This is a genomic window from Kitasatospora paranensis (genome assembly GCF_039544005.1).
GTDB lineage: Bacteria > Actinomycetota > Actinomycetes > Streptomycetales > Streptomycetaceae > Kitasatospora > Kitasatospora paranensis.
The window spans coordinates 4512013-4535293 of the sequence record NZ_BAABKV010000001.1 but is presented as its reverse complement, the minus strand read 5'-3'; the positions used below and the strand labels follow the sequence as shown (position 1 = coordinate 4535293).

The following is a 23281-nucleotide window of genomic DNA, read 5'->3' as shown; positions in this document are numbered from 1 at the left end:
CCCGCCACGGCAGAGGAACCCGCCATGAGCACCCCGCACACCACGGCCCACCCCACCGCGGCACGCTCGACCACCCCGGAGGACCGGCCCCGCCCCGGCGGCCCGCTGCTCCGGGTGAAGGCCTTCGACCACCTCGTCCTCAACGTCGAGGACGTCGAACGGGCCCTGGACTTCTACCTCGGACGCCTCGGCCTCGAACCGGTCCGCGTCACCGAGTGGCGCGCCGGAGAGGCCCCGTTCCCGTCCGTCCGGGTCACCGCGGAGACCATCATCGACCTGGTGGCCCGCGACCGCGGGGCATCCAACGTCGACCACATCTGCCTCACCGTGGAACCGCTGGACTGGCAGGAGGTCGTCGACTCCGGCCTCTTCACCGTCCTGGAGGGCCCCGTCCGCCGCTACGGCGCCCGGGGCAGCGCGATCTCGCTCTACGTCCAGGACCCGGACGGCAACACCGTCGAGCTCCGCTGGTACCCGCAGGACACGGCCGACGACCGGCCCGCCACCCGCCCGTGACCTCGACCGCCCCGGGTCGGCTGCCGCAGCAGCCCGGTCCGCGCGGGCCCATGACGTGGCCGCCGCCCCCGGGCCGGCACGGCTGTCGCCGCCTACTCGACGAGCGGCAGGTCGGCCCGGCCGCGCGGGGCCGGGAGTGCCGTGTCCGCCGATGCCAGGTCGGCCAGGAGTGCCCGGATGCGCCCGTCGTCCCCGCTCCGCGCGGCCTCCGTGATCGCGGTGATCGCCCGGCGGACCTCGACCGCGACGTTCGGACCGCCCGGCACGGGCGGGAGGGCTGCCGTCCCGGCGGGAGGAGGGATGTCGGGCCTGGCGGCCCGCGGCGGCAGGGCTCTCCCCTGGCCCTGCGCGGGGATCCGGACGCGCAGGGCGGCGGCCTCGGCCAGGGCGGCCGCGGACGGCGGACGGGACACGGCGCCGTCGCGCTCCCGGCACGGCCAGGCGCCCGCGGGCACGGAGCGTCCGGGCCGTTCCAGGGTGATGTCGAGTCCGCGGCCGCACACCACGAGTCCGGCTCCGCGCGGTGCGAGGAAGTGGCGGGCGATCACCGCCCCGCGCATCGTGCTGATCGAGAGGTGCGTCTCGTCGAGGCGCCAGCGGACCTCCACCAGCGCGCCCACCAGGTCGAAGGGGACGGCGTAGAGGTTGCCGCGGAAGGCGACCAGGTTGTGCCGGGTGACGGTGCGCGGTGCCCGGATCAGCGCCGGGAACGGTGCGGCCGGCAGGGCGGACAGCCCGCTCGCGGCGACCGGGCGGCCGGTCGGCCCGGCGTCGCCCGGCTGCGCCGGCACGGTGTCCGTCCACCGCGCCAGCTGATCGAGACCGTCCTGCGCGGCCTGGAGCCTCGTGTGGCCGCCCACCGTGCGCCACCAGAAGCGGGCGATCGCCTCCGGGCCGCCGGCCGCCGGGCGGGCTCCCGCACCCCGGGTGGTGCGGCAGTCGACGGCGGCGCCGTAGTACCTGGCCACCCGCGCGAAGGCTGCGGTCGCCCGGCCCGTGCCGGGGCAGCAGGCAGCCGCCACCGGGTCGAACAGCCAGCGTCCGCCGGTGCCGCCCAGATGCCTGAGCACCCGGTCGGTGGCCTCGACGAGTTGCGGGAACTCGCTGCTCTCCGCCAGCACGGCACGCCATCGGCCCGTCCGCGGGACGGAGGCCATCAGGACGTGGGCCTGGCTCCGGCAGCCCCACCCCGCGGGCGGGTCGGGGAAGCTCAGCCAGTCGAACCGCACGTCCTCGACCGAGGGCGCGGACACCGGCCCGTCACCCGGGCGGAGGCTCGCGAGGCAGCGTTCGCAGGCCGGCCGCACCCGGTACTTGCGCAGGGCCCGGGTGAAGGTCGAGTAGCCACCCCGGTAGCCCAGTTCGACGAGTTCGTCGAACAGCACGGTCGCCCTGAGGTGCGGCTCGTCGAGCAGTCGTTGGCGACAGTAGCGGGAGTACCGCAGGAACCCGTCCTGCTCCGTCCTGCGCACTCCCACCGTCCGGTCCCCGGCGAGGTAGGACCGCACGGTCTTCCGGTCCCGGCCCAGGTGCCGGGCGATCGCCGATACGGACCATCCCTGACCGCGCAGTGCACACACGTCCCGGTATTCCTTTTCGGTCAGCACCAAGCCCCCTCACATACCGTCATTCCAGTTGTGTCGACGCACAGTTGATGGCACCCGAAAGAATCGGAAATCTAACACGGAGATCCGACCGGGCACAGAGAATCGGCTCCTCTCTGCAACCGTGCGCCCCGGGTAATTTCGTGAAGCACGCCCGGCGACGAGTTGCTCCCGGGGACCGCCCCCGACCGGCCCCGGCGTGCGCCGACAGGTCCCGTGGCGCGCGCCACCCCGGGAATTCCGCCGAGCATCACGGGCGGTACGACTCATCCGACACCCGCCCCGGCAGGGCGTTCCGGAGACGGACGGACGACACCGCCCGGCCTCCCGGGAATTTCGCCGAGCACCGCCGGGGAACACGATGGAATGGAACCCGATTGCCGCAGGCCCCCGGCAGGAGAAGCCTCGTTGTTGGGGCATGAGTTCAGCGCAGCTTCCCATGGCGCCGGCATCAGCACCGGGCACCGATCCGGTGTGCAGGCTCGGCGCATGGTTCTTCGTCCCCGACCGGGTGAATGCCTGCGGCGACGTCCGGACGGGCTATCTCCACGGCAACGGCGAACGGGTGGTCCTGGAGCACTGCTCGCGCCTGCTGGCCGACTTCGCCCGGACGATCCGCCTGCTGGAGGACGACTTCTCCGTTCGGTGCACCACCGAACAGACACCGGCCGCCGGATGACCCCCGCAGCGACGGCCGGGGAGACGGGTGCACGCGCGAAGCATCGAGGAGCGGACGGAGCCCACCGTGTATGACCCGACAGGCGAGTTCTTCCCCTCCTACGGGACCCCTCCGTACGGAAGCCCTTACGACACCACCGGGTACGGCACCACGGTGCACGGGACCACGAGTTACGGCACCACCGGGTACGCCACCGCCGGGTACGTCACCCCTGGGTACGCCACCAGTGGGTACGGCACCACTGCCCTCGGCCTCGCGGAGGAGCCTCCGCCGGCCGGTCCGTACGAGCCGCACGGCCGGCCCGACCCGGGCGCCGCCACCACCGGCACGGGAGTCGCCCACCCGGCCCCCGAGGTGCCGGCCCCACGCAGCCACGAGCCGGTCTTCGCGCCGCACCCCAGCGACTCCGGCGACGCAGCGACCCGGGCCGGAACCGGAGCCCGTCCGACCGGACGCCCGCGGAGGCGGCCGGGACGGGTGGCGCAGGTGGAGTGGCCGCAGGTGCTCAGCGCGACCTTCGTGGCACTGACCGCCGCGACCTTCGTCGTGGTGTGCGTGGTGGGCTGGATGGTCTCCTACGACCCGCTCCAGGGCGTGGCCTCGCCCCGGCTGCCGGACGGCATGTCGCAGTTGTGGCCGATCATCGTCAACGGTCCGTGGCTGGCCTGCTGCCTCTCCGTCCTGCGCGCCGCGCTGGAGGGACGCCGCGTCGTGTACTCCTGGGCGGTGCTGGTGCTGTTCTCCGGCTTCTCCATGGCGCTCTGCATCGCCAACGAGCCGCATGTGATGCCCGACGTCGTGGTCGCGGGCCTCCCCCGCTCACCGCCGTGGCCTCCCTGCACCAACTCGTGCGCCAGCTCACGCTCACCTCGGGCCACCGCGTACGCCCGCCCGCGTCCCGCCCGGCCTCCCACCGGCTGTCCCGCTGACCGCAGGCCGTACCCGCTGCGGCCGCCGCCGGGAGCAGGGAACAGCGAGCCGGCCGCTCGGCCCCGAACCGCCGCCGCGCCGGAGCGCTGCCCCGGGAAGTCCCCTCCACCTCCCGGAGCAGCGCGGTCGACGGGCCGCTGTCAGTCGGCCAGCGGCAGGTACACCCGGTTGCCCTGGGCCGCGAACTCCTCCGACATGGCCCTCATACCGGCCTCGGCCTCCTCGTCCGCGGCGGAGCGGACGGCGGTCGAGCCGTCACCGTGCTCCTCGCGGATCTTCTGACTGATCTTCATCGAACAGAACTTGGGCCCGCACATGGAGCAGAAGTGCGCCGTCTTGGCGGGCTCGGCGGGGAGGGTCTCGTCGTGGAACTCACGGGCCGTCTCCGGGTCGAGGGCCAGGTTGAACTGGTCCTCCCAGCGGAACTCGAAGCGGGCGTCGGAGAGGGCGTCGTCCCACTCCTGGGCTCCGGGGTGGCCCTTGGCGAGGTCGGCGGCGTGGGCGGCGATCTTGTAGGTGATCACGCCGGTCTTGACGTCGTCGCGGTTGGGCAGGCCCAGGTGCTCCTTGGGCGTGACGTAGCAGAGCATCGCCGTTCCCCACCAGGCGATCATCGCCGCGCCGATGCCCGAGGTGATGTGGTCGTAGCCGGGGGCGACGTCCGTGGTGAGCGGGCCGAGCGTGTAGAACGGCGCCTCGTCGCAGATCTCCTTCTGGAGATCCATGTTCTCCTTGATCTTGTGCATCGGGACGTGCCCGGGTCCCTCGATCATGACCTGGACGTCGCGCTCGCGGGCGATCCGGCCGAGCTCACCGAGCGTCTGCAGCTCGGCGAACTGGGCCTCGTCGTTGGCGTCGGCGATGGATCCGGGCCGCAGGCCGTCGCCGAGCGAGAACGTGACGTCGTAGGCGGCGAGGATGTCGCAGAGCTCCTCGAAGTTCGTGTAGAGGAAGTTCTCCCGGTGGTGCGCCAGGCACCAGGCCGCCATGATCGAGCCGCCGCGGGAGACGATGCCGGTCTTGCGGCGGGCGGTCATCGGCACGTACCGCAGCAGCACGCCCGCGTGCACGGTCATGTAGTCGACGCCCTGCTCGCACTGCTCGACGATCGTGTCGCGGTAGACGTCCCAGCTGAGCTCCTCGGCCCGGCCGTCGACCTTCTCCAGCGCCTGGTAGAGCGGCACGGTGCCGATCGGGACGGGGGAGTTGCGCAGGATCCACTCGCGGGTGGTGTGGATGTTGCGGCCGGTCGAGAGGTCCATGACGGTGTCGGCGCCCCAGCGGGTCGCCCAGGTCATCTTCTCGACCTCCTCCTCGATCGAGGAGGTGACCGCCGAGTTGCCGATGTTGGCGTTGATCTTCACCAGGAAGTTCGTCCCGATGATCGACGGCTCGACCTCGGGGTGGTTCACGTTGACCGGGATGACGGCCCGGCCGCGGGCCACCTCGTCGCGGACGAACTCCGGTGCCAGGCCCTCCCGGAGGGCGACGAACTCCATCTCCGGTGTGACGATGCCGCGCTTCGCGTAGCCGAGCTGGGTGACGGCCACGCCGTCGCGGGCCCGCAGCGGGCGGCGCGGCCGGCCGGGGAAGACGGCGTCGAGGTTGCGCAGGTTGCCGCCGCGCGGTGCGGTGTGCCGGATGCCGTCGTCCTCCGGCCTGGCCTCGCGGCCGTCGTACTCCTCGACGTCGCCGCGCTGGCGGATCCACGGGTCGCGGAGCGCCGGCAGGCCGCGCCGGACGTCCGCCTCGTAGGCCGGGTCGGTGTACGGGCCGGAGGTGTCGTAGAGCGGAACGGTCCGGCCGTTGGTGAGCTGCACCTCACGGTAGGGGACGCGCAGATCGGGGCGGCCACCCTCGCGGTAGGCCTTGCGCCAGGCCGGGGCCGGGTAGCCGGTGGACGCGCTGCGGACGCCGGCGGCGCCCTGGCCGGAGGCAGGCTTCGGCTGTGCTTCGAACGTGGTCATGAGACCTCTTACTCCCTACGCCGGCATTACCCGGTCAGGTTCCTGCGGTCGGCGCAGCGGTCGGTTCGCGTACCCGCGGACCTGTCAGCGCCCTCTCAGCCCGGTGCTCCGAGCTCCCGTTGGTCGCAGGCGGTTGCCTGCAACAAGACGTCAACACCGTAGCGGGAGCCCCTGCGCAGGTCCAGACGGGTTCCGGCCAGTGGGCGGCGGGGGCAGACTGGTCGCATGGTGGGAAGCACGGGGCGGGTGACCGGCCGGGTCGGGCCGGGTCTGGTCGGCGAGGTGATGGTGTTCGTCGCGGAGCGGCGGAGCACCGAGGCGTTCCTGGCGTACCCGGCCGTGCCGGGGACGAACTGCCCACCGGGACGGCGGTGGTGGTGATCGAGTACCAGCCGCCGCGCACGGTGTACGTGGCGCCGCTGGGCTGACGCCGGGTCCGGTGGCGCGCGCGTCCTCGCACGCGTGCCCGTACGCGCGCCGGGTCCGGTGACAGGACCGGGACGGGTACGTAGCAAAGGCTCGACAAAATGCTCTTCCCAAGTGATCGGGACAGGCGCAGAATCTCCTGCTGCCACCGGATTCCGCGCCATCCTGCACAACAGAGCGCAGCCACGGAACACCGGTGTGCCCTGAAGGGGAATCAGCCGATGCTCATCGGCATCGCGGGGGCCGTCGTGGCCGCCATCGTCGTCCTGATCGTGCTGTTCAAGCTCATGTGGCGGGTCGCCGAGCCCAACGAGGCACTGATCATCTCCGGCTCCAAGCACCGTTCCGAGGGGTCGCCGACGGCCTCGGATTCCGGATCGTCACCGGGCGCGGCACCTTGGTGACGCCGGGTGTCCAGGTGGTTCGCAAGCTGTCGCTGGACCTCAACGAGGCCGACCTGGACGTCGAGTGCGTGACGTCGCAGGGCATTCCGGTGCACGTCAAGGGCGTCGTGATCTTCAAGGTGGGCGACGACCCGGTGTCGATCGCCAACGCCGCACGCCGTTTCCTCGACCAGCAGAAGATGATGGGCCACCGCGTCCACAACGTCTTCGCCGGACACCTGCGCTCCATCGTCGGCGGGCTGACCGTGGAGGACATGATCCGTGACCGCGAGCGGCTGACCGGGGAGACCCGGGCCGCGTCGGGCAGCGAGATGGAGAAGCTCGGCCTGATCATCGACTCGCTGCAGATCCAGGAGATCCTGGACCCGACCGGGTACATCCAGAACCTGGCCGCGCCGCACGCCGCGGCCGTCCAGCGCGACGCCCGGATCGCCGCCGCCGAGGCGGACCGGCGGGCCACCGAGGCCGAGCAGGAGGCGTTCGCCCGCAAGGCCGAGGCGACCCGCAACTCCGGTATCCAGCAGGCCGGTTACCAGGCCGAGATGGAGACCGCGACGGCCCGGGCGATGCAGGCGGGCCCGCTGGCGCAGGCCGCCTCCCGGCAGGAGGTCGTCGTCCAGGAGACCAAGGTCGCCGAGCTGGAGGCGCACCGCAAGGAGCAGCAGCTCCAGGCGGACGTCCGCAAGCCGGCCGACGCCCGGGCCTACGAGACCCGGACGAAGGCGCAGGCCGACCGTGACGCGCGGATCTCGGCCGCGGAGGCGCTCGCCCGGGAGACCGAGCTGAAGGCGGCCGCCGAGGCGAACCGGGTCAAGATCGCGGCCAACGCGGAGGCGGAGGCCACCCGGGCCCGCGGTCTGGCGTCGGCGGAGGCCACCAAGGCGACCGGCCAGGCCGAGGCCGCGGCGGCCGAGGCCAAGGGTCTGGCCGCCGCGGAGGCGGCCCGGGCGCTCGGTCTCGCCGAGGCCGAGGCGATCAAGGCGCGGGCGTCGGCGCTGGCCGAGAACCAGGAGGCCGTGGTCGCGCAGCAGCTCGCGGAGAACTGGCCGGAGATCGTCCGGGCCGGTGCGGAGGCGTTCGGCAACGTCGAGCACATGGTGCTGCTGAACGGCGCGGAAGGCATGGGCGAGATGTTCGCCAAGGCGCTGACCATGGGCGGCACGGGCCTCGGCCTGGCCCGGCAGCTGCTCGGCGCGATGAGCCCGCAGAACGACGCGGGCGAGGGCGCCGAGCAGACCGCGCAGCGCGTCGTCAGCCAGGCGATCCCCGTCCAGGACAACGCCAAGGACTGATCCCGCAACGCCGGACGCCCGCCCACCGCTGCTGCGGTGGGCGGGCGTCCGGCGTTGCGGGCGCCGGTGCGGGTCACTCGGCCTCGGCGATGACCTGCCGGGCCATCCGGCCGGCGAAGACGTTGCCGACCACGACACCGAGGCCGAGCGCGGCCACCAGGAAGACGGTGCCGAGCCAGACCATCGTCTCCACCGGGACGGTGTAGGCGCCGATCACCCGGGCGATGCACTCGGCGACGAGCACGGTGCCCCAGACCAGCGAGAAGGCGCGCTCCTGACGGCGGAAGGCGACCGATCCGGCGGCCAGCCGGTCCCAGGCGGCGGCGCGGGCGGCCTGGCCCCGGACGACGAAGGGCCGCATGCCCGCGGTCATCAGCGGCCTGCCGACGAGGGCCGACACGATGATCGCGCCACCGATCACACTGCTGACCGCACCGTCCTTGGCGAGCATCAGCCGGGGGTCGCCGGTGAGGGCGGAGAGCGCGATGCCGGCCAGGTTGACCACCAGCATCAGCAGCGCCAGGCCGTTGACCGAGCGGCTCCGCAGCAGGGAGGCCACGGTGCGGACGGCGGGGACGGCGCTGCCGAGCGTCAGCGAGGCGACCAGCCCGAGGCCGAGCAGCCCGTGGGCCGCAGAGTACGTGCCGAGCGGCACGGCCACGTCGATCACGAGCGGCTTCAGCGCGTCGCGGCCGGACTCCGCACGCCCGGTCCGCTCGGTCCGCTCGATCGCTGCGCTGGTGGTGATGGTGGCCATCGTGCCGCTCCCCTGTCCGGTGGTGCCGTTCTCCCGTTGCCCCAACGATCCCGCGCACGGGGGCCGCCCGGCAGTGTCGCCCGTGCACGAAACCGCGTGACAGACGTCATGGCTGAGGCCGACGGCCCGTCATGCTTGAGTACGGGTACTCAAGCCCGGGCCGCCCGGGCGGCGGGAGCATGACGGGTATGAGCCTGACCGGCCCGCATCCGGGCACCCCCTCGTGGGCACCAGCGCCACGGGCATCACCGCCGTGGGCATCACCGGCGTCGGCAGTGCCCTGCCGGAGCACGAGCTGACCTCCCGGCAGTTGCAGGACGAGGTCACCGCGGGCAGTGGACTCCGGCTCCCCGAGGGCATGTTCGAGAAGGCCACCGGCATCGCGACCCGGCGGTTCGCCGCCGACGGCGAGTACGCCTCGACGCTGGCGCTGGCCGCCGCCCGCCGGGCCCTCGCCCGGGCCGGCCACGATCCGTCCGACATCGACCTGCTGGTGTACGCCTCGGCCACCCGGGACGTCTGCGAACCGGCCACCGCCCACCTGGTGCAGGCGGAACTCGGCTCCCGGGCGCACGCGTTCGACGTCTCCAACGCGTGCAACAGCTTCCTGAACGGCATCGACACGGCCCGCGCGATGATCCTGGCCGGCCGGGCCCGGCGGGCACTGGTCGTGACCGGGGAGACGCCGAGCCGCGCGATGCGGCGCGACCCGGCCGGCCTCGCCGAGTTCCGGGACGGCTTCGCCGGGTACACCTTCGGGGACGCCGGCGCGGCCGTCGTGGTCGAGCCGGTCGCACGCGGCGGGATCGTCGACGTCGAGACCGAGACCGCCTCGGAACACTGGGCGGTGGGCGGCATCCCGGGCGGCGGGTCGCGGCACCCGCGCGGCGACGAGTACAGCTGGTTCCGCGGCGGCGGCAAGGAGTTGCGCGGCGTCTTCGAGAAGATCGGCGGCGACATCCTGACCCGGGTCGCGGCGCGCACCGGGCTGGGCTGGGACGCGTACGCCCGGGTGCTCGTGCACCAGGTGACGGTGCCCTACCTGGAGCGCTTCGTGGAGCTCACCGGGGTGCCCCGCGACCGGCTGGTGCTCACCGTCCCGGAGCTCGGCAACATCGCCAGCGCCACGATCGGCGTGCAGCTGGACCGGATCCAGGACGAACTGGGCCCGGGGAGCGGGTGCTGATGGTCGGCCTCGGCGGTGGGGTCAGCCTGATGACGATGGTGTGGGAGGTCACGTGAGCCGGCTCTGGGTGGTCGTCCCGGCGTACCAGGAGGAGGACCGGATCGGCGGCACCCTCCGGGCGCTCGCCGCCCAGCACGACACCGACTTCACCCTGCTGGTGGTGGACAACGGCTCCACCGACCGCACCGCCGGCCTGGTCCGGGCCTTCGCCGTCGGCGCGCCCTTCCCCGTGCACGTGCTGGTGGAGCACGAGAAGGGGTCGGCTGCGCGATCGACACCGGCTTCCGGCACGCCATCGCGCACGGCGCCGAACTCCTCGCCCGCACCGACGCCGACTGCCTGCCCGCGCCCGGCTGGACGGCCGCCGCCCGGGCCGGGATGCTCGCCTCCCGCGGCCTGGTCTGCGGGCACATCGAGGCCCGGCACGACGAGCACGGGCCGCTCGGCCGGCGGGTGTTCCGCGCCCTCGTCGTCCTCGGCGCCCTCTTCGGCCGGATCCGCCCCGCGCACCGCCGCCGGCACGGCTACCTGGTGCCCTACCGGATGCACGCGGGCAACAACATGGCGATCACCGCGGCGCTGTACGAGGCCGTGGGCGGCATGCCGCGCCGGCCCTCACCCACCGACCGGACCTTCATCAACCGCGTCCGCCGCCACACCACGGCCATCGTGCACCGCCGCGACATGGTGGTCCAGAACTCCACCCGCCGGATCCGCGCCTACGGCGTCCTCGGCACCGCCCGCTGGTACCTCGAACGCGGCAGCGGCGGCCGCGGCGTCGACCCGCGCTGACCGCACCCCGCGGACTAGGAGAGACCGTGCTCGACCACCTCGCCCGAGTGCTCCGGGAGGGCGCCGAACGGCCCGCCGTGCTCGGCTGCACCCGCAGCGGCGCCGTCCGGGTCCGCGCCCGCTGCGGCGACCTCGCCGACCTCGCCGACCGGTACGCCGCGGCCCTGCACCACGGCCACGGGCTGGCCGCCGGGGACACCCTCGGGGTCGCCGTCCGGCCCGGCCCGCGGGCGCTCGCCCTGATGATCGCCGCACACCGGCTCGGACTGCGGGCCGCCGTCCTCGACCCCGCCGCCGGCCCCGACGTGCTGCTCGCCCGGCTCCGGCTGGCCCCGCCCGCCCTGGTCGTGGCCGACGCCGCCGCCCAGGCGGTGGCCGGCTGGGCCCGGCCGCTCGCCCGGCGGGCCCGGCTCGAACTGCCCAGGCTCGACGCGCTCGGCCCGGTCGCCACGGTGGGCCCGCGCCACCCCGGCTGCGCGCCCGCCCTGCGCACCGGCGGACGGGCCCCGGCTCCGCACGACGGGGACGGCGACGCGGTGATCGTCTTCACCTCGGGCACCACCTCGGCGCCGCGGGCCGTGGTGCACACCCGCGACTCGGTCGCCGCCGGGCTGCGCGCCGTCCGCGCCCTGGTCCGGCCGCAGGCCGGCGACGCCGTCCTCGGCGGCACCTTCTTCGTCCTCGTGCCCGCGCTGGCGGCCGGCGCCACCGTCGCCCTGCCCGCCCGGGCGACCCGGGTGCTGTCCCGGCAGATCCGCCGGCTGGCACCCGCCGAGACGTACCTGACGCCGCCGCAGCTGCGGACGGTGGACAGGTTCACCGGCCGGGTCTGGACGGGCTCCGCACCTGCCCCGGCCGAACTGCTGCGCCGGGTCAAACGGGCCGGGGCCACGGAGGCCTGGGGCGTGTACGCGCTCACCGAGCTGTTTCCGGCCGCGGCCGTCGAGGAGGCGGAGAAGTCCGCCTTCACCGGCGAGGGCGACCTGCTGGGCCGTCCCCTGCCCGGCGTCCGCACCCGGCTCGCCGACGGCGGCGAACTGCTGCTGGCCTCCGCCACCGCCCGCGACCGCTACCTCGGCGAACACCCCGACCCGTGGGTGCGCACCGGCGACCGGGCCGGCCTCGACGCCGACGGGCGGATCGTGCTGGCCGGCCGCTGCAAGGACATGGTGCTGCGGCGCGCCGAGAACATCTATCCGGGCCTGTACGAGCCCGGCCTGCACCTGCCCGAGGTCGAACTCGCCGTCCTGGTCGGCATCCCCGCCGGGGACGGCGACGAACGGCTGGTCGCCCTCGTCCAGCCCCGCCGAGGCGCCGACCGCCGCCGGCTGCGGGCCGATCTGGAACGGCCGCTGGCCCGGATGGGCAGCGCCCGGCCGGACGCCGTCCTGCTCGGCGAGGTGCCGCTGGCCGGACGCTCCCGCAAACCCGACCGGGCGGCGGCCGCCCGGTTCTGCGCCCGGGAGCTCGCCCGATGACCGACGACACCGCGGCCCGCACCCACCGGGCGGCCCGGCGGCTGGACCGGCGGGTCTACCTGCACAGCCACCCGGTGCTGTTCGCACTGCTCGCGGCCACCCGGCGGCGCCCGCTCGTCCGGCTCGGCTCCACCGTGCTGGTGCACGACGCCGAGGCGTACCGGGAGGTGCTCACCCGAGTCCCCCTGGACCGCACCGCCGAGGGCACCACCGGTGGCGCCGCGGCCCGGCGCACCGGCGGCACCCTGCTCTTCGACCAGGACGCCGGGGAGCACCGGACGGCCCGCCGCGAGGTCGCCGACCTGCTCGGCACCGACGGGGTTGCCCGGCTGCGCCCGCACTGGCAGGCCGTCCTGACCGCCCGGCTCACCGAACTCCCCGGCACCGTCGACCTGGTGGACGTCGTACGGGAGCTGGCGGGAGCCACCGCGGCCGCCCTCACCGGCTCCGACGCCGAACCGCTCCGACTGGCCCGTGCCTGCACCGGGGCCGCCGCCGAAGCCGCCCGCGAGCACCTGCCCGGGCTGCCCCGCCGGCCACGCACCGAGGCGGCCGACCGGCTCAACTCCCTGGTGCCACAAGCACGGGACGCCATGCTCGCGGTCGCCGCGGTCAACACCACGCTGGCCGCCCTGCCGCGCGCCGCGGCCTGGTGCGCCCGGGCCGGTCTCTGGGACCGGACGGGTCCCGAACTCGCCTCCGAACTGCTGCGGTTGACCGCTGCCTCACCGCTCCTGCCCCGGGTGGCCGGCGCCGATGCCGTCGTCGACGGCCGTCCGATCCGGCGCGGGGACCGGCTCGTCCTGGTCGCCCGGCACGCGGCCGGCGCCCACCGCACCGCGCCCGCCGGACGGCAGGCCGCCCAGGCGGTCTTCGGCGCCGGCCCGCACGCCTGCCCGGGCGCCGGTCTGGCCCGGGCCCAACTCACCGACTTCCTCGACGCACTGGCCCCGCACCGGCCGGTCGTCGTGCGGGCGTCCGTGGACCGCAGGGCCGCCCTGCCCGGCTACGCGACCCTTCTCGTCAGAAGGGCCGACCCGCAATGACCACGATCGCCGTCACCGGCGCCGGCGGGTTCTGCGGCTCGTACGTGGCCCGGGCTGCCGCCGCGAGCGGCGCCGACGTGCTCTGCGTCGGCCGCCGGCCCGGGCCGGTCGGCCGCCACGTGCGGTGGGACGCCGCCGGTGCCGCGCCCGACCTGCGCGGCGCCGACCTGGTCGTACACTGCGCCGCCGCGGTCGGCGACCACCCGCCGGGATCCCCGGCCGAGGCCGAGCAGGTCGCCGTCAACGTGGACGGCACGGCCCGGCTGCTGGAGGCGGCCGCCGGCCGCCCGGTGGTGGTCGTCTCCAGCGCCAGCGTCTACGACCCGCGCATCGACCGCACCCTGGTCCGCGAGGACCACCCCACGGCCGACGGTCACCGCAACGCGTACGGCCGCAGCAAGGCCGCCGCCGACCGGATCGCCGTCGAGGCCGGCGCGGTCGTGCTCCGACCGCGCGCCGTGTACGGGCCGGGCGACCCGCACCTGCTGCCCGCACTGCTCGCCCGGGTCCGCCACGGCCTGCTCCTGCTGCCCGGCCCGGACGTCCCGCTCAGCCTGACCGCCGTGCAGAACCTCTCCGACGCCTGCCTGGCCGCCACCGGCTGGCCGCCCGGCGCGTACAACATCGCCGACACCTCGCCCTACCGGCGCGACGCTGCCGTCCGCACCGTGCTCACCGCCCACGGCATCCGTGTCCGGATCGGCCATGTCCCGTTGGGAGCAGCCGAGTTCGCCGCCCGGCACGGGCTGGTGCCCGGCCTGACCCCGTACGCAGTGGACCAACTCGCGCGCCCGGTGGTGCTGGACACCACGAAGGCCGCCACCCAGGGATTCCTGCCGTGTCGGTACCTGGGCTCGACATCTGACGGACCGAATGATCACGTTCGGGCAAAGTCGCCGGAAATCGCGTGACACTTCGCATGCCACCCGACAGAATCCCCCTGCCCGTGCACGAGCGGACCACCGCCGCCGGGTCCACTGACCTTCCTGGGGATGACCGACCATCATGCGCATACGCCAGTCCGCCGCCGTCCTGGCCGCGGGCCTCACCGCCGTCCTCGGCCTGCCCGCCCCGAACGCGGCTGCCGAACAGGCCGCCACGCTCTATGTGGGCACTCCCTCCGCCGGCTGTTCCGACGCGGGCAGCGGGACTCAGGCGCAGCCCTACTGCAGCGTCAACACGGCCGCCGCGGCGGCCCTTCCCGGCCAGACCGTCCTGGTCCAGGGCATCCACCACGAGAGCGTGCGCATCACGTCCTCCGGCACCCCGGATCACCCCATCGTCTTCCGGAACGTCTGGGTCGTCAACGAGACCGGCCCGGCCGTCGTGGTCTCCGGCGCCCACGACGTGCTGCTGCGGCGAGGGACCGTCGCCGGCACCGACGCCGGAATCCGGGTGGAGGGCTCGACCCGGATCGGCATCGAGGGCATCCATGCCCGCGCGACCGATCCGCAGTCCGGCGCAGCCCTGCGGATCACCGGGGCCAGCACGGATGTGACGGCCCGCGCGAACATGGTGGAGTCCGCAGGCGCCATCGGCATCTCGGTCGAGGGCGGGGCCCGCGGCACCGTCCTCGCCCGGAACGAGCTCACCGGCAAGACCGGCCCGGCCATCGCCGTGAACGGCGCCCCGCAGACCGCGGTGGTGAACAACTCCGTCTGGAACAGCTGCGCACCCGGCATCGACCTGCGCGGCGAGTCGACCGGCTCGTCGGTGGTCAACAACCTCACGACCGCGATGAAGGACCCGACCACCGGGAGCTGCACCGTCGCGTCCCCTGCCGCGCAGATAGCAGTCGCCTCCGAGGCCTCCGACGGCACCCGGGTGGACTACAACCTGCTGGCCCCCGGCGTCACGCCGTACAGCTGGAAGGGCGTCGCCCAGCCGACCCGCACCGACTTCACGAACGCCAGCGGCCAGGGCAGCCATGATCTGGTGACGGACCCCAAGATCTGGGGCACCGCCTACGTCCCCGCCGAAGGGTCTCCCGCCATCGACAGCGGGGACGCCACCGCGACCGGCGTGCCCACCCTCGACCTCATGGACAATCCCACGGCGGACGACACCCTGGTCCCGGACACCGGCATCGGGCACATCGACCGCGGAGCCGTCGAAGTCGAGGACAACCTGTTCGGTGTGGGCCTCACCACCGACACCGATCAGGGCCCCTACCCGCTCACCGTCCAGGCCACGGCGAAGGCCAACAACCAGTGGCCGGATTCCCTCGCCTACACCTTCGACTTCGGCGACGGCAGTCCGCAGGTGACCGGCACATCCGCGTCCGTGAGCCACACCTACACCGGGCCCTGCACCTGCACCGCCACGGTGACCGCGGCGAGCGCCGCGAGTCACGTCGTCAGCCGGGCTGTGACCATCAAGTCCACCGAGCCCGGCCCCCTGGTGCCCGCCCTGACCGTCACGTCCCTGGTCCCCGACCACGCGGACACCACGAACGAGCTGGTGCCCCTCACCGTGCAGGCCGACGCGTCCGCCACGGTGAGCCCCTGGCGGGTCGCGAAGTGGGTGTACGACTTCGGCGACGGGACGGTCGAGGAGCGGTACACCGACACCTCCCAGCACGCCTACGCCCTGCCGGGCGACTACACGGTCACCGTCACGGCAACCGACACGACGGGCCGCAGCGCCACCGTGAGCCGTCCCGTCCGCGTGCAGTACACGACCTCCGGCTACCTGCCGATCACGCCCTTCCGCCTGATCGACACCCGCCGCAACGACACCGCCCTCCCGGGTGGGGTCAGCATGTCGGTCTGTTCGTGCTGGCGATCGTCCGAGATCTCACCGCCGGTACCGGGCGGCGTGTCGGCCATGGTCCTCAACATCACCGCCGTGGACGCCACGACCGACACGTACCTCACTGTCTGGCCGTCGCGCCAGCCCCGCCCCACCACGTCCAGCCTGAACGTCCGGGCCGGCAAGCCGGTCGCCAACCTCGTGACCGTGCCGATCGGTCCCTCGGGCACGGTCGAGGTCTTCAACCAGCGCGGGCTCGTCCACGTCGTGGTCGACGTCGTCGGCTACTACCACCCGGGCATCGGGGCGAAGTTCACCGCCGCGGCGCCCGCCCGGCTGCTCGACACCCGGAAGACCGGGACCCGGGTCACCTCCGGTGCCACCCTGCCCGTCCAGGTGTCCGGCAAGGCCGGCGTCCCGGCCTCGGCCACCGCGGTGGTTCTCAACGTGACGGCGGCGAAGGCGGATTCGGGCGGCTTCCTGACCGTCTGGCCGAGCGGCACGGACCGCCCGACGACCTCCAGCCTCAACTTCGAGCAGGGGCAGACGGTCGCCAACCAGGTGATCGTCCCGATCGGCCCGGACGGACGGATCGACCTCTACAGCAACGGCAACACCCATGTCGTCGCCGATGTCTTCGGCTACTACAGCCCGGACGGGAAGGGCCTGTTCACGCCGACCGTGCCCGTCCGGCTGAAGGACACCCGGTACGACACCCCGAAGACCACCCTCGGTGGCGGCGGCCGGCTCGTCCTGCCGGTCGCCGGCACGCACGGCGTCCCGGCCGGTGCCACGGCCGCCGTCCTGAACCTGACGGCCGCCACCGCCACCGCCGACGGGTGGCTCAGCGTCTGGCCCGACGGCACCCCGTGGACGGGCACCTCCAACCTGAACACCGTGCCGAACCGCGTGGTGCCCAACCACGCCATCACCCCGCTCGGGGCGAACGGCGCGATCGACGTGCTCAACTTCGCCGGACGCACGGACGTGGTGGCCGACCTGGCCGGCTGGTTCACCAACGGCTGAGCGGGCATCCCGGCACGCCGACGGGCCCCGGCCCCCGCTTCACGCGGGTGGCCGGGGCCCGTCGGCGTCCCCGTCAGCTCTTGGCGGCCTTCTTCACCAGGATCACCACACCGGCACCGATGCCCACCACGAGCAGGACCTTCAGCAGGAATCCCAGCAGGGCCCCCACGACACCGACGACGAACCAGAGCAGGTTCCACGCCAGGATCAGCACCAGGATCGGGACGACGATGTTGCGCACCCACGAGGGCAGCGACTTCCAGAGCTCGGCCATGTCTGTTCCTTCTCTCCCCTCGGGCTCGGCGCCGGTCTCGCCCGCCGCATCCCGTTCAATTTCCGACACTTCGATCGTAGGACGGCGGCCAGGCCGAAACGAGGCCCAGCGCCCCGGAGAGAACCCGGAGATCACCCCGAGGCGACCGCCGGGGAAACCCCGACATCCGACGACCGCCCCCTGTGAAGCCGCTCCCGGCACCCAGTAGGGTGCTGCTCCGCACGCGATCATCATCGCCGTGCTCAACCGGCAGAATGCCCTTGGGGGGTACGCCCGTGCGCATCAATCGCGCCGCCGGCCTGACAGTCGCCTGCCTGACCGGCCTGATGGGGCTCGCCACCCCGGCCGTGGCCGAAACGGCCACCACCCTGTACGTGAACAAGGCCGCCGGCGCCGGGTGCTCCGACGCGGGCACCGGCACCGCGGAGCAGCCCTACTGCACGATCTCGGCGGCCGTCGCCGTGGCGCAGCCGGGCCAGACGGTCAACGTCGCACCCGGCGCCTACAACGAGCAGGTGGTGGTCAACCGCTCCGGCGAGCCGGGCCGTCCGATCACCATTCGGGACACCGGCACGAGCGGCTATGCCAAGGGACCCGACGCAGCCAAACCCACCCTGGTGATCGACGGCGTCCACGACATCGCGGTCCAAGGCCTGACCATGGTGGGTGGTGCATCGATCACCGGCTCCGACCGGATCACTCTCGACCGGGTCAGAACCACCTCCCAGGGCGGACGACCCGCGATGGTGATCGGCGGCGCGAGCCATGACGTCGCCTACATCCGGTCCGTGGCCCTGGGCACCGCGGACGCTTCTGCGGTCAGGGTCGAGGGCGGGGCCACCGGCACGCTGCTCGGCCGGGACCGCTTCGACGCGGGCGACACACCGGGTGCGGTCACGGTGGTGGACGCGCCGCACACCACCCTGACCAACAACACCCTGCCGTGGCGTTGCAGCCCGGCGTTCGCGGTCTCCGGTGACTCCGCCGGCGTCAACGTCTTCAACAACGTCGTCAGCGTCTATCCGCCGACAACCTGCACCGCCGGGTACCGCCCGCTGATCTCGGTGGCCGCCTCGGCCGTCAGCGGCAGCCGGGCGGACTACAACCTGGTCCAGCAGCAGCCCGGTTACGTCCCTTACTCATGGGCCGGGACCGCGTACGCCGACCCGGCCGGCCTCCTGGCCGGCACCGGGCAGGGCGGTCACGACCTCGTGATGCCGTCGACGGGTCACACGTACGACGAGGACGCTCTCCTCATCGACTCCGCCGACGCCTCGGCGCCCGGTGTCCTCGACACCGACGCCGCCGGCAATGGCCCCACCGACGATCCGCAGATCGCCAACACCGGTACCGGCGTCGGCTACCTGGACCGCGGGGCCTACGAGACGCAGGACTCCCTGTCCGGCGTCGACATGAGCCTGGACACGAAGCAGGCACCGTACGGCACCACGGTCACGGCGGACGCCCGCGCCGTGGACACCTGGCCCAAGGGGCTGACGTACCGCTTCGACTTCGGTGACGGCACGGTCGTCACCACGGACAGCACCCGCGCCACCCACGTCTACACCGCGGCCTGCGACTGCAAGGCGACCGTCACCGCGGTCAACGGCGCGGGGGTCAGCGTGGTCAGTTCACCGGTGGCCATCAAGGTGACCACGCCCGGGCCCGTCCCGGCGCCGGTGCTCACCCTCTCGCCCTACCTGCCCAACGACACCAGCCCGATGACGCACATCCAGCCCCTGTCGGTACTCGTGGACGCGGACGTGCCGGCATCGCCGTGGCCGGTCGCCGGGTACACCTACGACTTCGGCGACGGCTTCGTCACCGACTCCTTCAGCCTGCCGATGCCCACGCACACCTACCGGGCGCCCGGCGACTACACCGTCACCGTCACCGCGATGGACGTCAAGGGCCGCACCGCGTCCTCGTCGGCCGTCTTCCACGCGGCCTACGCGGCGAGCGAGTACACACCTGTGACGCCGTTCCGGCTGGTCGACACCCGGAAGGCCGTGGACGGGCTGCACGGCGGCCAGTCGATGCAGCTGCGGGTCTCCGACGGCTACCCCGACGCGAGGAAGCCGGCCACCTCCAGCAGTCCCTCCGCCGTGGTCCTCAACGTCACCGCGACCAAGGCCACCTCGGACACCTATCTGACCCTGTTCCCGAGCGGGCAGGACCGTCCGAAGGTCTCCCACCTGAACGTGCGTGCGGGCCAGACGGTCGCCAACCTGGTGACTGTCCCGGTCGGTGCGGACGGCACGGTGCAGCTGTTCAACTTCCTCGGCCGGACCGACGTGATCGTCGACTTCGTCGGGTACTACCAGCCCAACGCCGGGCAGAAGTTCAGCCCGGCGGGACCGTCCCGGCTGTCCGACGCGTCGATGACGCACGGGACGACCCGGACCCTCAAGGTCGCCGGCACCGCGGGCGTGCCCGCCGACGCTACGGCGGTCGTGGTCAACCTGACCGCGGACCGGACCACCGGCAGCGGCTTCCTGACCGCCTACCCGCACGGGATCGCACTGCCGACCGTCTCCAACCTCAACTTCGACGCCCGGCAGACCGTGGCCAACCAGGCGATCGTGCCGATCGGGGCGGACGGCTCGATCGACGTGTACAACTTCGGCGGCACCACCCGGGTCGTGGTGGACGTCTTCGGCTACTACAGCCCCGGCAGCAAGGGCGTGTTCACCCCGACGGTGCCCGTCCGGCTCGCCGACACCCGGTACGACGGCCGGCAGCTTCCGGTGTCCGGCGGCGGGCAGCTCGGCCTGCAGATCGGCGGCGCGCACGGCGTCCCGGCGGACGCCACCGCCGCTGTGCTGAACGTGACGGCGACCAGGCCGACCGCGCCCGGCTACCTCACGGTGTGGCCGGACGGCACCGACCGTCCGGGGACGTCGAACCTCAACTTCGCCGCGGGCGCGACGGTTCCGAACCACGTGATCACCCGCCTCGGGTCCGACGGCGCGGCCGACGTCTACAACTTCGGTGGCAGCACCCACGTGTTCGCCGATCTGTTCGGCTGGTTCACCAACGGCTGACCGGAGCAGGACGCACGAGGGCCCGGCCCCCACCAGGGGTGCCGGGCCCTCGCCGTGCCGGGATCAGACCGGCCAGGTCTCGCCGCGCCAGGCGGCGTCCCAGAACATCCACTCGTACTTCGAGGTGGTGGTGAAGTGCTCGACCATCCGCCGGCGTTCGGCGGGGAGATCTCCTCCCCGAGCCGGTCGGTGAGGTCGAGGACGCGCCGCACCACGGCCTGGAACTGCTCGTCGCCGTAGGTGGCGATCCACTTCGCGTACAGCGGCTCGGGGAGGACGCGGCCAGCAGCCGCTCGCCGACCCGGGCGTAGATCCAGTAGCAGGGCAGCACCGCGGCGACGGCCTCGGCGAACGACCCGCCGTAGACGGTGGCCAGCAGGTAGCTGGTGTACGCGCGGGTGGTGGGCATGACCGGCTCGGCGGCGGCCTGTTCGGCGGTGTCGCCGAAGGCGGTGAGGAACTCGGCGTGCATGCCCTGCTCGGCGGCGATCGCCCCGACGGCGTCGTCGGCGAAGGCCCGCACCTCGGCCTCGCCCGGCGCCTTGGCCGCGCAGACGGCCAGCGCCCGCGCGTAGTCCCGCAGGTAGTGCGAGTCCTGGACGACGAAGTGCCGGAAGGCCTGCCGCGGCAGCGTGCCGTCCGTCAGCCCGGCGAGGAACGGGTGCGCCAGGATCTCGTCGTAGACCGGCTCGATCGCCGCCCAGAGCTCGTCGGTCAGGGACACGGCTTGTCTCTCCCCCGGAGTCGGTGTGCTGTCCGGCCGACCCTACCCCGGAGCCCGCCGGCGGCCCCGGCCGCCGGGCGTCCCGCACCGGCCGGGAGCGCGGCTCAGTCCTCCGGCGGGGAGAAGACCACCAGGACGCGCAGTTCCTCGGTGATGTGGTGGAAGCGGTGCGGCATCCCGGCGGGGACGTACACGACGCTGCCGCGCCCGACGGTGGCGGTCTCCCGGCCGACGGTGATCTCGGCGCGGCCGCTGATCACCTGGTAGATCTCGTCCTGCGCATGCGCGGACTGGGTGTCGGTGTCACCGGGGGAGAGGGCGTACAGGCCGGCGGACATCCGGGGCTCCTTGAGGAACCGCAGGTAGGCGCCCTGGTTGGCGGCACGCTCCGCGTCCAGTTCGTCCAGCCGGAAGATCTTCATCACGCTGCCCCTCTCCGGGCCCGGCCCGGGCCGGAGCCCATTGAACACCGGTCCGCGGCACGACGTGACCGCCGGAGGCTTCCTGCGGGCGGACGGCCTGCGACCATCCGGTGCCATGAAGAGTTTCGTGATCAAAACGCTCATCAACGCGGTGGCCATCTGGATCGCCGCCTGGATCGTCGACGGGATCACCCTGTCGGGCGGCGACTTCTGGCACAAGACGCTCACGGTGATCGCCGTCGCGCTGATCTTCGGCGTGGTGAACTTCCTGATCAAGCCGCTGGTGAAGCTGCTCTCGCTGCCGTTGTTCATCCTCACCCTGGGCCTGATCACCTTCGTGATCAACGCCCTGATGCTGTGGCTGACCTCCTGGGCGTCGGACAAGCTCAGCCTGGACTTCCACGTGTCCGGCTTCTGGGCGGCGCTGCTCGGCGCGCTGATCATCAGCCTGGTCTCGTGGGGCCTGAACCTGGCCTTCGGCGACGACGACTGAGCCCCTGGAGCGGCGGGGGTCGCCGGTGCCGCACGGGCCGCCGGAACCGCGGGGACTCAGCCTGCGCTCTCCCGGCCCCTGCTGAGGATGAGGGCGAGCTGGGCGTCGAGTTCGACCGTGGTCTGCTCACGGCCCAGCGGCACCGCACGGTCCGTGTCGGCGAGGAACGCGATCAGCGGCGGCGCCGGGGCGACGAGACGGGCCGCTCCGTCGGGGGAGCGCAGCACGAGGCAGACCTCGGCGAGTTCGGTCCCCACCGGGTGGATGTGCACGTCCCCGTCGCCGGCCGGTCTGCTGACCCCGTCGACCAGGAGTTCACGGGCGAAGTACCAGGTGACCGGGGTGTCACCGGGGAGGTGGAAGGTGAAGCGGACGGCGAACGGGTCCCCGAGGTCGTAGCCGAGGTCGACCGCGATGCGCAGCGAGACCTCGTCGGACATCACGAGACTCATCACCAGGTGGCTCTGGACCGTGCTGTGCATGGTGCACACCTCTCGTCGTGTCCGGTCTCTCCTGATGCACACCTGCCGCCCCGGCGCGGGGCGGGCGGTGGGGCGCGCCGGGTCACCGTGGACCCGGTGCGTGCGCGGCAGGCCCGCCGGAGTGCTCGGCTCCGCCTGCCCGACTGGCGGCCATTGCAGCACAGGGGGCATCGGGCTGCAATCATTACGGTCAGTACAGATGGCTATTGGGCTTTGATTCAAAGGGAATCGAACGGCAAGATCGGAACACGCATCCGGGATCTCGCCGAGCACCTTCGATTGGAAGATCCAACCGGGCGTCCGGGCAGGCCCGTCAGGACACGCAGGCTGCGGGCGAATCATCCGTTCGGCCCAGTGATTTCCCCCTGTTCGCCCACGTGTGCGAGTTTCGCGCGCGCCCCGGCGCGGGAGAATCCCGCACAACTCCCGTGCCCCCGGAGGTGGCCATGGCCGTCCCCGTCCGCCCCGTCGTCAAGCGCACCGCGCGGGCCATCCTGTTGGAGGTGGACCCGGCCGATCCGCACGGCCCGGCCAGCATCGTGCTGATCCGGCGCGTGCGACCGGGGGCGGCACACCCGTACTGGATCACGCCGGGCGGCGGCGTGGAGCCGGGCGACCGCACGGTCGTCGAGGCGCTGCACCGCGAGGTCGACGAGGAGCTCGGCGGCAAGGTGGAGGACGTGGTGCCCGCGTTCGTCGACACCGTGGCGCAGTCCCACCACGACGACGGCACTCCGGCCCACCCGCACGGCGTCAAGGTCTCGCACTTCTTCGTCTGCCGGCTCGCCTCGATGGACCTCAGCCGGCGCCACGGCCCGGAGATCGACGAACCGAACGGCGACTACGAGGTCGTCCGGCTGCCGTTCACCCGCGAGGGCGTGACCTCGGTCAACGTCGTGCCGCCCAGTCTGCGGGCCTACCTCGCCGCCAACATCGAGGGCGTCCGCGCGCTGCTCGCCCCCGACCTCGGCTGAACCGGCCTCGGCCG

18 protein-coding genes and 4 pseudogenes are annotated in these 23281 nt (G+C 73.2%); 15 read left to right on the top strand and 7 right to left on the bottom strand.

What is annotated here, in order from left to right; genetic code table 11:
* Nucleotides 1–24: 24 nt before the first annotated feature.
* On the top strand, nt 25–516 hold the full coding sequence (locus ABEB13_RS21890; protein ID WP_345706852.1) for a VOC family protein: 492 nt from the start codon (nt 25–27) through the stop codon (nt 514–516).
* A gap of 92 nt (nt 517–608) precedes the next feature.
* On the opposite strand, the gene ABEB13_RS21885 is transcribed toward ABEB13_RS21890, so the two are convergent.
* Complete coding sequence (locus tag ABEB13_RS21885; RefSeq protein WP_345706851.1) at nt 609–2123, bottom strand: Mu transposase domain-containing protein; 1515 nt, start codon at nt 2121–2123, stop codon at nt 609–611.
* A gap of 436 nt (nt 2124–2559) precedes the next feature.
* Between ABEB13_RS21885 and ABEB13_RS21880 the strand changes: the two genes are divergently transcribed.
* On the top strand, nt 2560–2799 hold the full coding sequence (locus ABEB13_RS21880; RefSeq protein ID WP_345706850.1) for a hypothetical protein: 240 nt from the start codon (nt 2560–2562) through the stop codon (nt 2797–2799).
* Nucleotides 2800–2826: 27 nt separating this feature from the next.
* A pseudogene (locus ABEB13_RS21875) lies at nt 2827–3603 on the top strand (DUF2637 domain-containing protein); the annotation flags it as partial.
* A 266-nt stretch (nt 3604–3869) separates the two neighbouring features.
* Here the strand turns inward: ABEB13_RS21875 and thiC are convergent.
* Nucleotides 3870–5696 (bottom strand): phosphomethylpyrimidine synthase ThiC, encoded by a 1827-nt coding sequence (gene thiC, locus ABEB13_RS21870; protein WP_345706849.1) that lies wholly within the window; start codon nt 5694–5696, stop codon nt 3870–3872.
* Between the two features lie 225 nt (nt 5697–5921).
* On the opposite strand from thiC, the pseudogene ABEB13_RS21865 reads away from it, so the two are divergent.
* Together ABEB13_RS21865 and ABEB13_RS21860 are read left to right on the top strand one after the other, a co-directional pair.
* Nucleotides 5922–6124, top strand: a pseudogene (locus ABEB13_RS21865) (hypothetical protein).
* Between the two features lie 219 nt (nt 6125–6343).
* Nucleotides 6344–7818: pseudogene (locus ABEB13_RS21860) on the top strand (SPFH domain-containing protein).
* Nucleotides 7819–7891: 73 nt separating this feature from the next.
* On the opposite strand, the gene ABEB13_RS21855 reads toward ABEB13_RS21860, so the two are convergent.
* Complete coding sequence (locus ABEB13_RS21855; protein ID WP_345706848.1) at nt 7892–8575, bottom strand: VC0807 family protein; 684 nt, start codon at nt 8573–8575, stop codon at nt 7892–7894.
* 223 nt (nt 8576–8798) lie between these two features.
* Between ABEB13_RS21855 and ABEB13_RS21850 the strand changes: the two genes are divergently transcribed.
* The 7 genes and pseudogenes from ABEB13_RS21850 (at nt 8799) to ABEB13_RS21820 (ending at nt 16854) form a co-directional block, all read left to right on the top strand.
* The gene (locus ABEB13_RS21850) at nt 8799–9761 is read left to right on the top strand and encodes a 3-oxoacyl-ACP synthase III family protein (protein ID WP_345706847.1); all 963 of its coding nucleotides are present in this window, start codon (nt 8799–8801) and stop codon (nt 9759–9761) included.
* A gap of 40 nt (nt 9762–9801) precedes the next feature.
* A pseudogene (locus ABEB13_RS21845) lies at nt 9802–9960 on the top strand (glycosyltransferase family 2 protein); the annotation flags it as partial.
* A gap of 179 nt (nt 9961–10139) precedes the next feature.
* On the top strand, nt 10140–10553 hold the full coding sequence (locus ABEB13_RS21840; RefSeq protein WP_345706846.1) for a hypothetical protein: 414 nt from the start codon (nt 10140–10142) through the stop codon (nt 10551–10553).
* Between the two features lie 26 nt (nt 10554–10579).
* Entirely contained in the window at nt 10580–12031 is a 1452-nt protein-coding gene (locus ABEB13_RS21835; RefSeq protein ID WP_345706845.1) for an AMP-binding protein, read from the top strand.
* The gene (locus tag ABEB13_RS21830; RefSeq protein ID WP_345709772.1) at nt 12028–13077 is read left to right on the top strand and encodes a cytochrome P450 family protein; all 1050 of its coding nucleotides are present in this window, start codon (nt 12028–12030) and stop codon (nt 13075–13077) included. Before ABEB13_RS21835 ends, ABEB13_RS21830 begins: the two co-directional genes overlap by 4 nt.
* Nucleotides 13074–13988, top strand: coding sequence for an NAD-dependent epimerase/dehydratase family protein (locus ABEB13_RS21825; protein WP_345706844.1), 915 nt, complete (start codon nt 13074–13076; stop codon nt 13986–13988). The genes ABEB13_RS21830 and ABEB13_RS21825 overlap by 4 nt, the downstream gene beginning before the upstream one ends.
* A 94-nt stretch (nt 13989–14082) precedes the next feature.
* A complete protein-coding gene (locus ABEB13_RS21820; protein ID WP_345706843.1) occupies nt 14083–16854 on the top strand; it encodes a right-handed parallel beta-helix repeat-containing protein in 2772 nt (923 codons plus the stop codon).
* Nucleotides 16855–16927: 73 nt separating this feature from the next.
* On the opposite strand, the gene ABEB13_RS21815 is transcribed toward ABEB13_RS21820, so the two are convergent.
* On the bottom strand, nt 16928–17128 hold the full coding sequence (locus ABEB13_RS21815; RefSeq protein ID WP_345706842.1) for a DUF5326 family protein: 201 nt from the start codon (nt 17126–17128) through the stop codon (nt 16928–16930).
* A 275-nt stretch (nt 17129–17403) separates the two neighbouring features.
* Here ABEB13_RS21815 and ABEB13_RS21810 point away from each other — a divergent pair, with 275 nt between their 5' ends.
* Nucleotides 17404–20172, top strand: coding sequence for a PKD domain-containing protein (locus ABEB13_RS21810; protein ID WP_345706841.1), 2769 nt, complete (start codon nt 17404–17406; stop codon nt 20170–20172).
* Here the strand turns inward: ABEB13_RS21810 and ABEB13_RS21805 are convergent.
* On the bottom strand, nt 20159–20896 hold the full coding sequence (locus ABEB13_RS21805) for a TenA family protein (RefSeq protein ID WP_345706840.1): 738 nt from the start codon (nt 20894–20896) through the stop codon (nt 20159–20161). The genes ABEB13_RS21810 and ABEB13_RS21805 overlap by 14 nt on opposite strands.
* A gap of 104 nt (nt 20897–21000) precedes the next feature.
* The gene (locus ABEB13_RS21800; RefSeq protein ID WP_100889187.1) at nt 21001–21318 is read right to left on the bottom strand and encodes a cupin domain-containing protein; all 318 of its coding nucleotides are present in this window, start codon (nt 21316–21318) and stop codon (nt 21001–21003) included.
* Between the two features lie 115 nt (nt 21319–21433).
* On the opposite strand from ABEB13_RS21800, the gene ABEB13_RS21795 reads away from it, so the two are divergent.
* Nucleotides 21434–21811 (top strand): phage holin family protein, encoded by a 378-nt coding sequence (locus tag ABEB13_RS21795; protein ID WP_345706839.1) that lies wholly within the window; start codon nt 21434–21436, stop codon nt 21809–21811.
* A 56-nt stretch (nt 21812–21867) separates the two neighbouring features.
* Here ABEB13_RS21795 and ABEB13_RS21790 read toward each other — a convergent pair whose 3' ends face one another.
* A complete protein-coding gene (locus ABEB13_RS21790) occupies nt 21868–22293 on the bottom strand; it encodes an SsgA family sporulation/cell division regulator (protein WP_100889189.1) in 426 nt (141 codons plus the stop codon).
* Between the two features lie 446 nt (nt 22294–22739).
* On the opposite strand from ABEB13_RS21790, the gene ABEB13_RS21785 reads away from it, so the two are divergent.
* Nucleotides 22740–23267, top strand: a complete 528-nt coding sequence (locus tag ABEB13_RS21785; RefSeq protein ID WP_345706838.1) for an NUDIX domain-containing protein — start codon at nt 22740–22742, stop codon at nt 23265–23267.
* Nucleotides 23268–23281 lie beyond the last annotated feature (14 nt).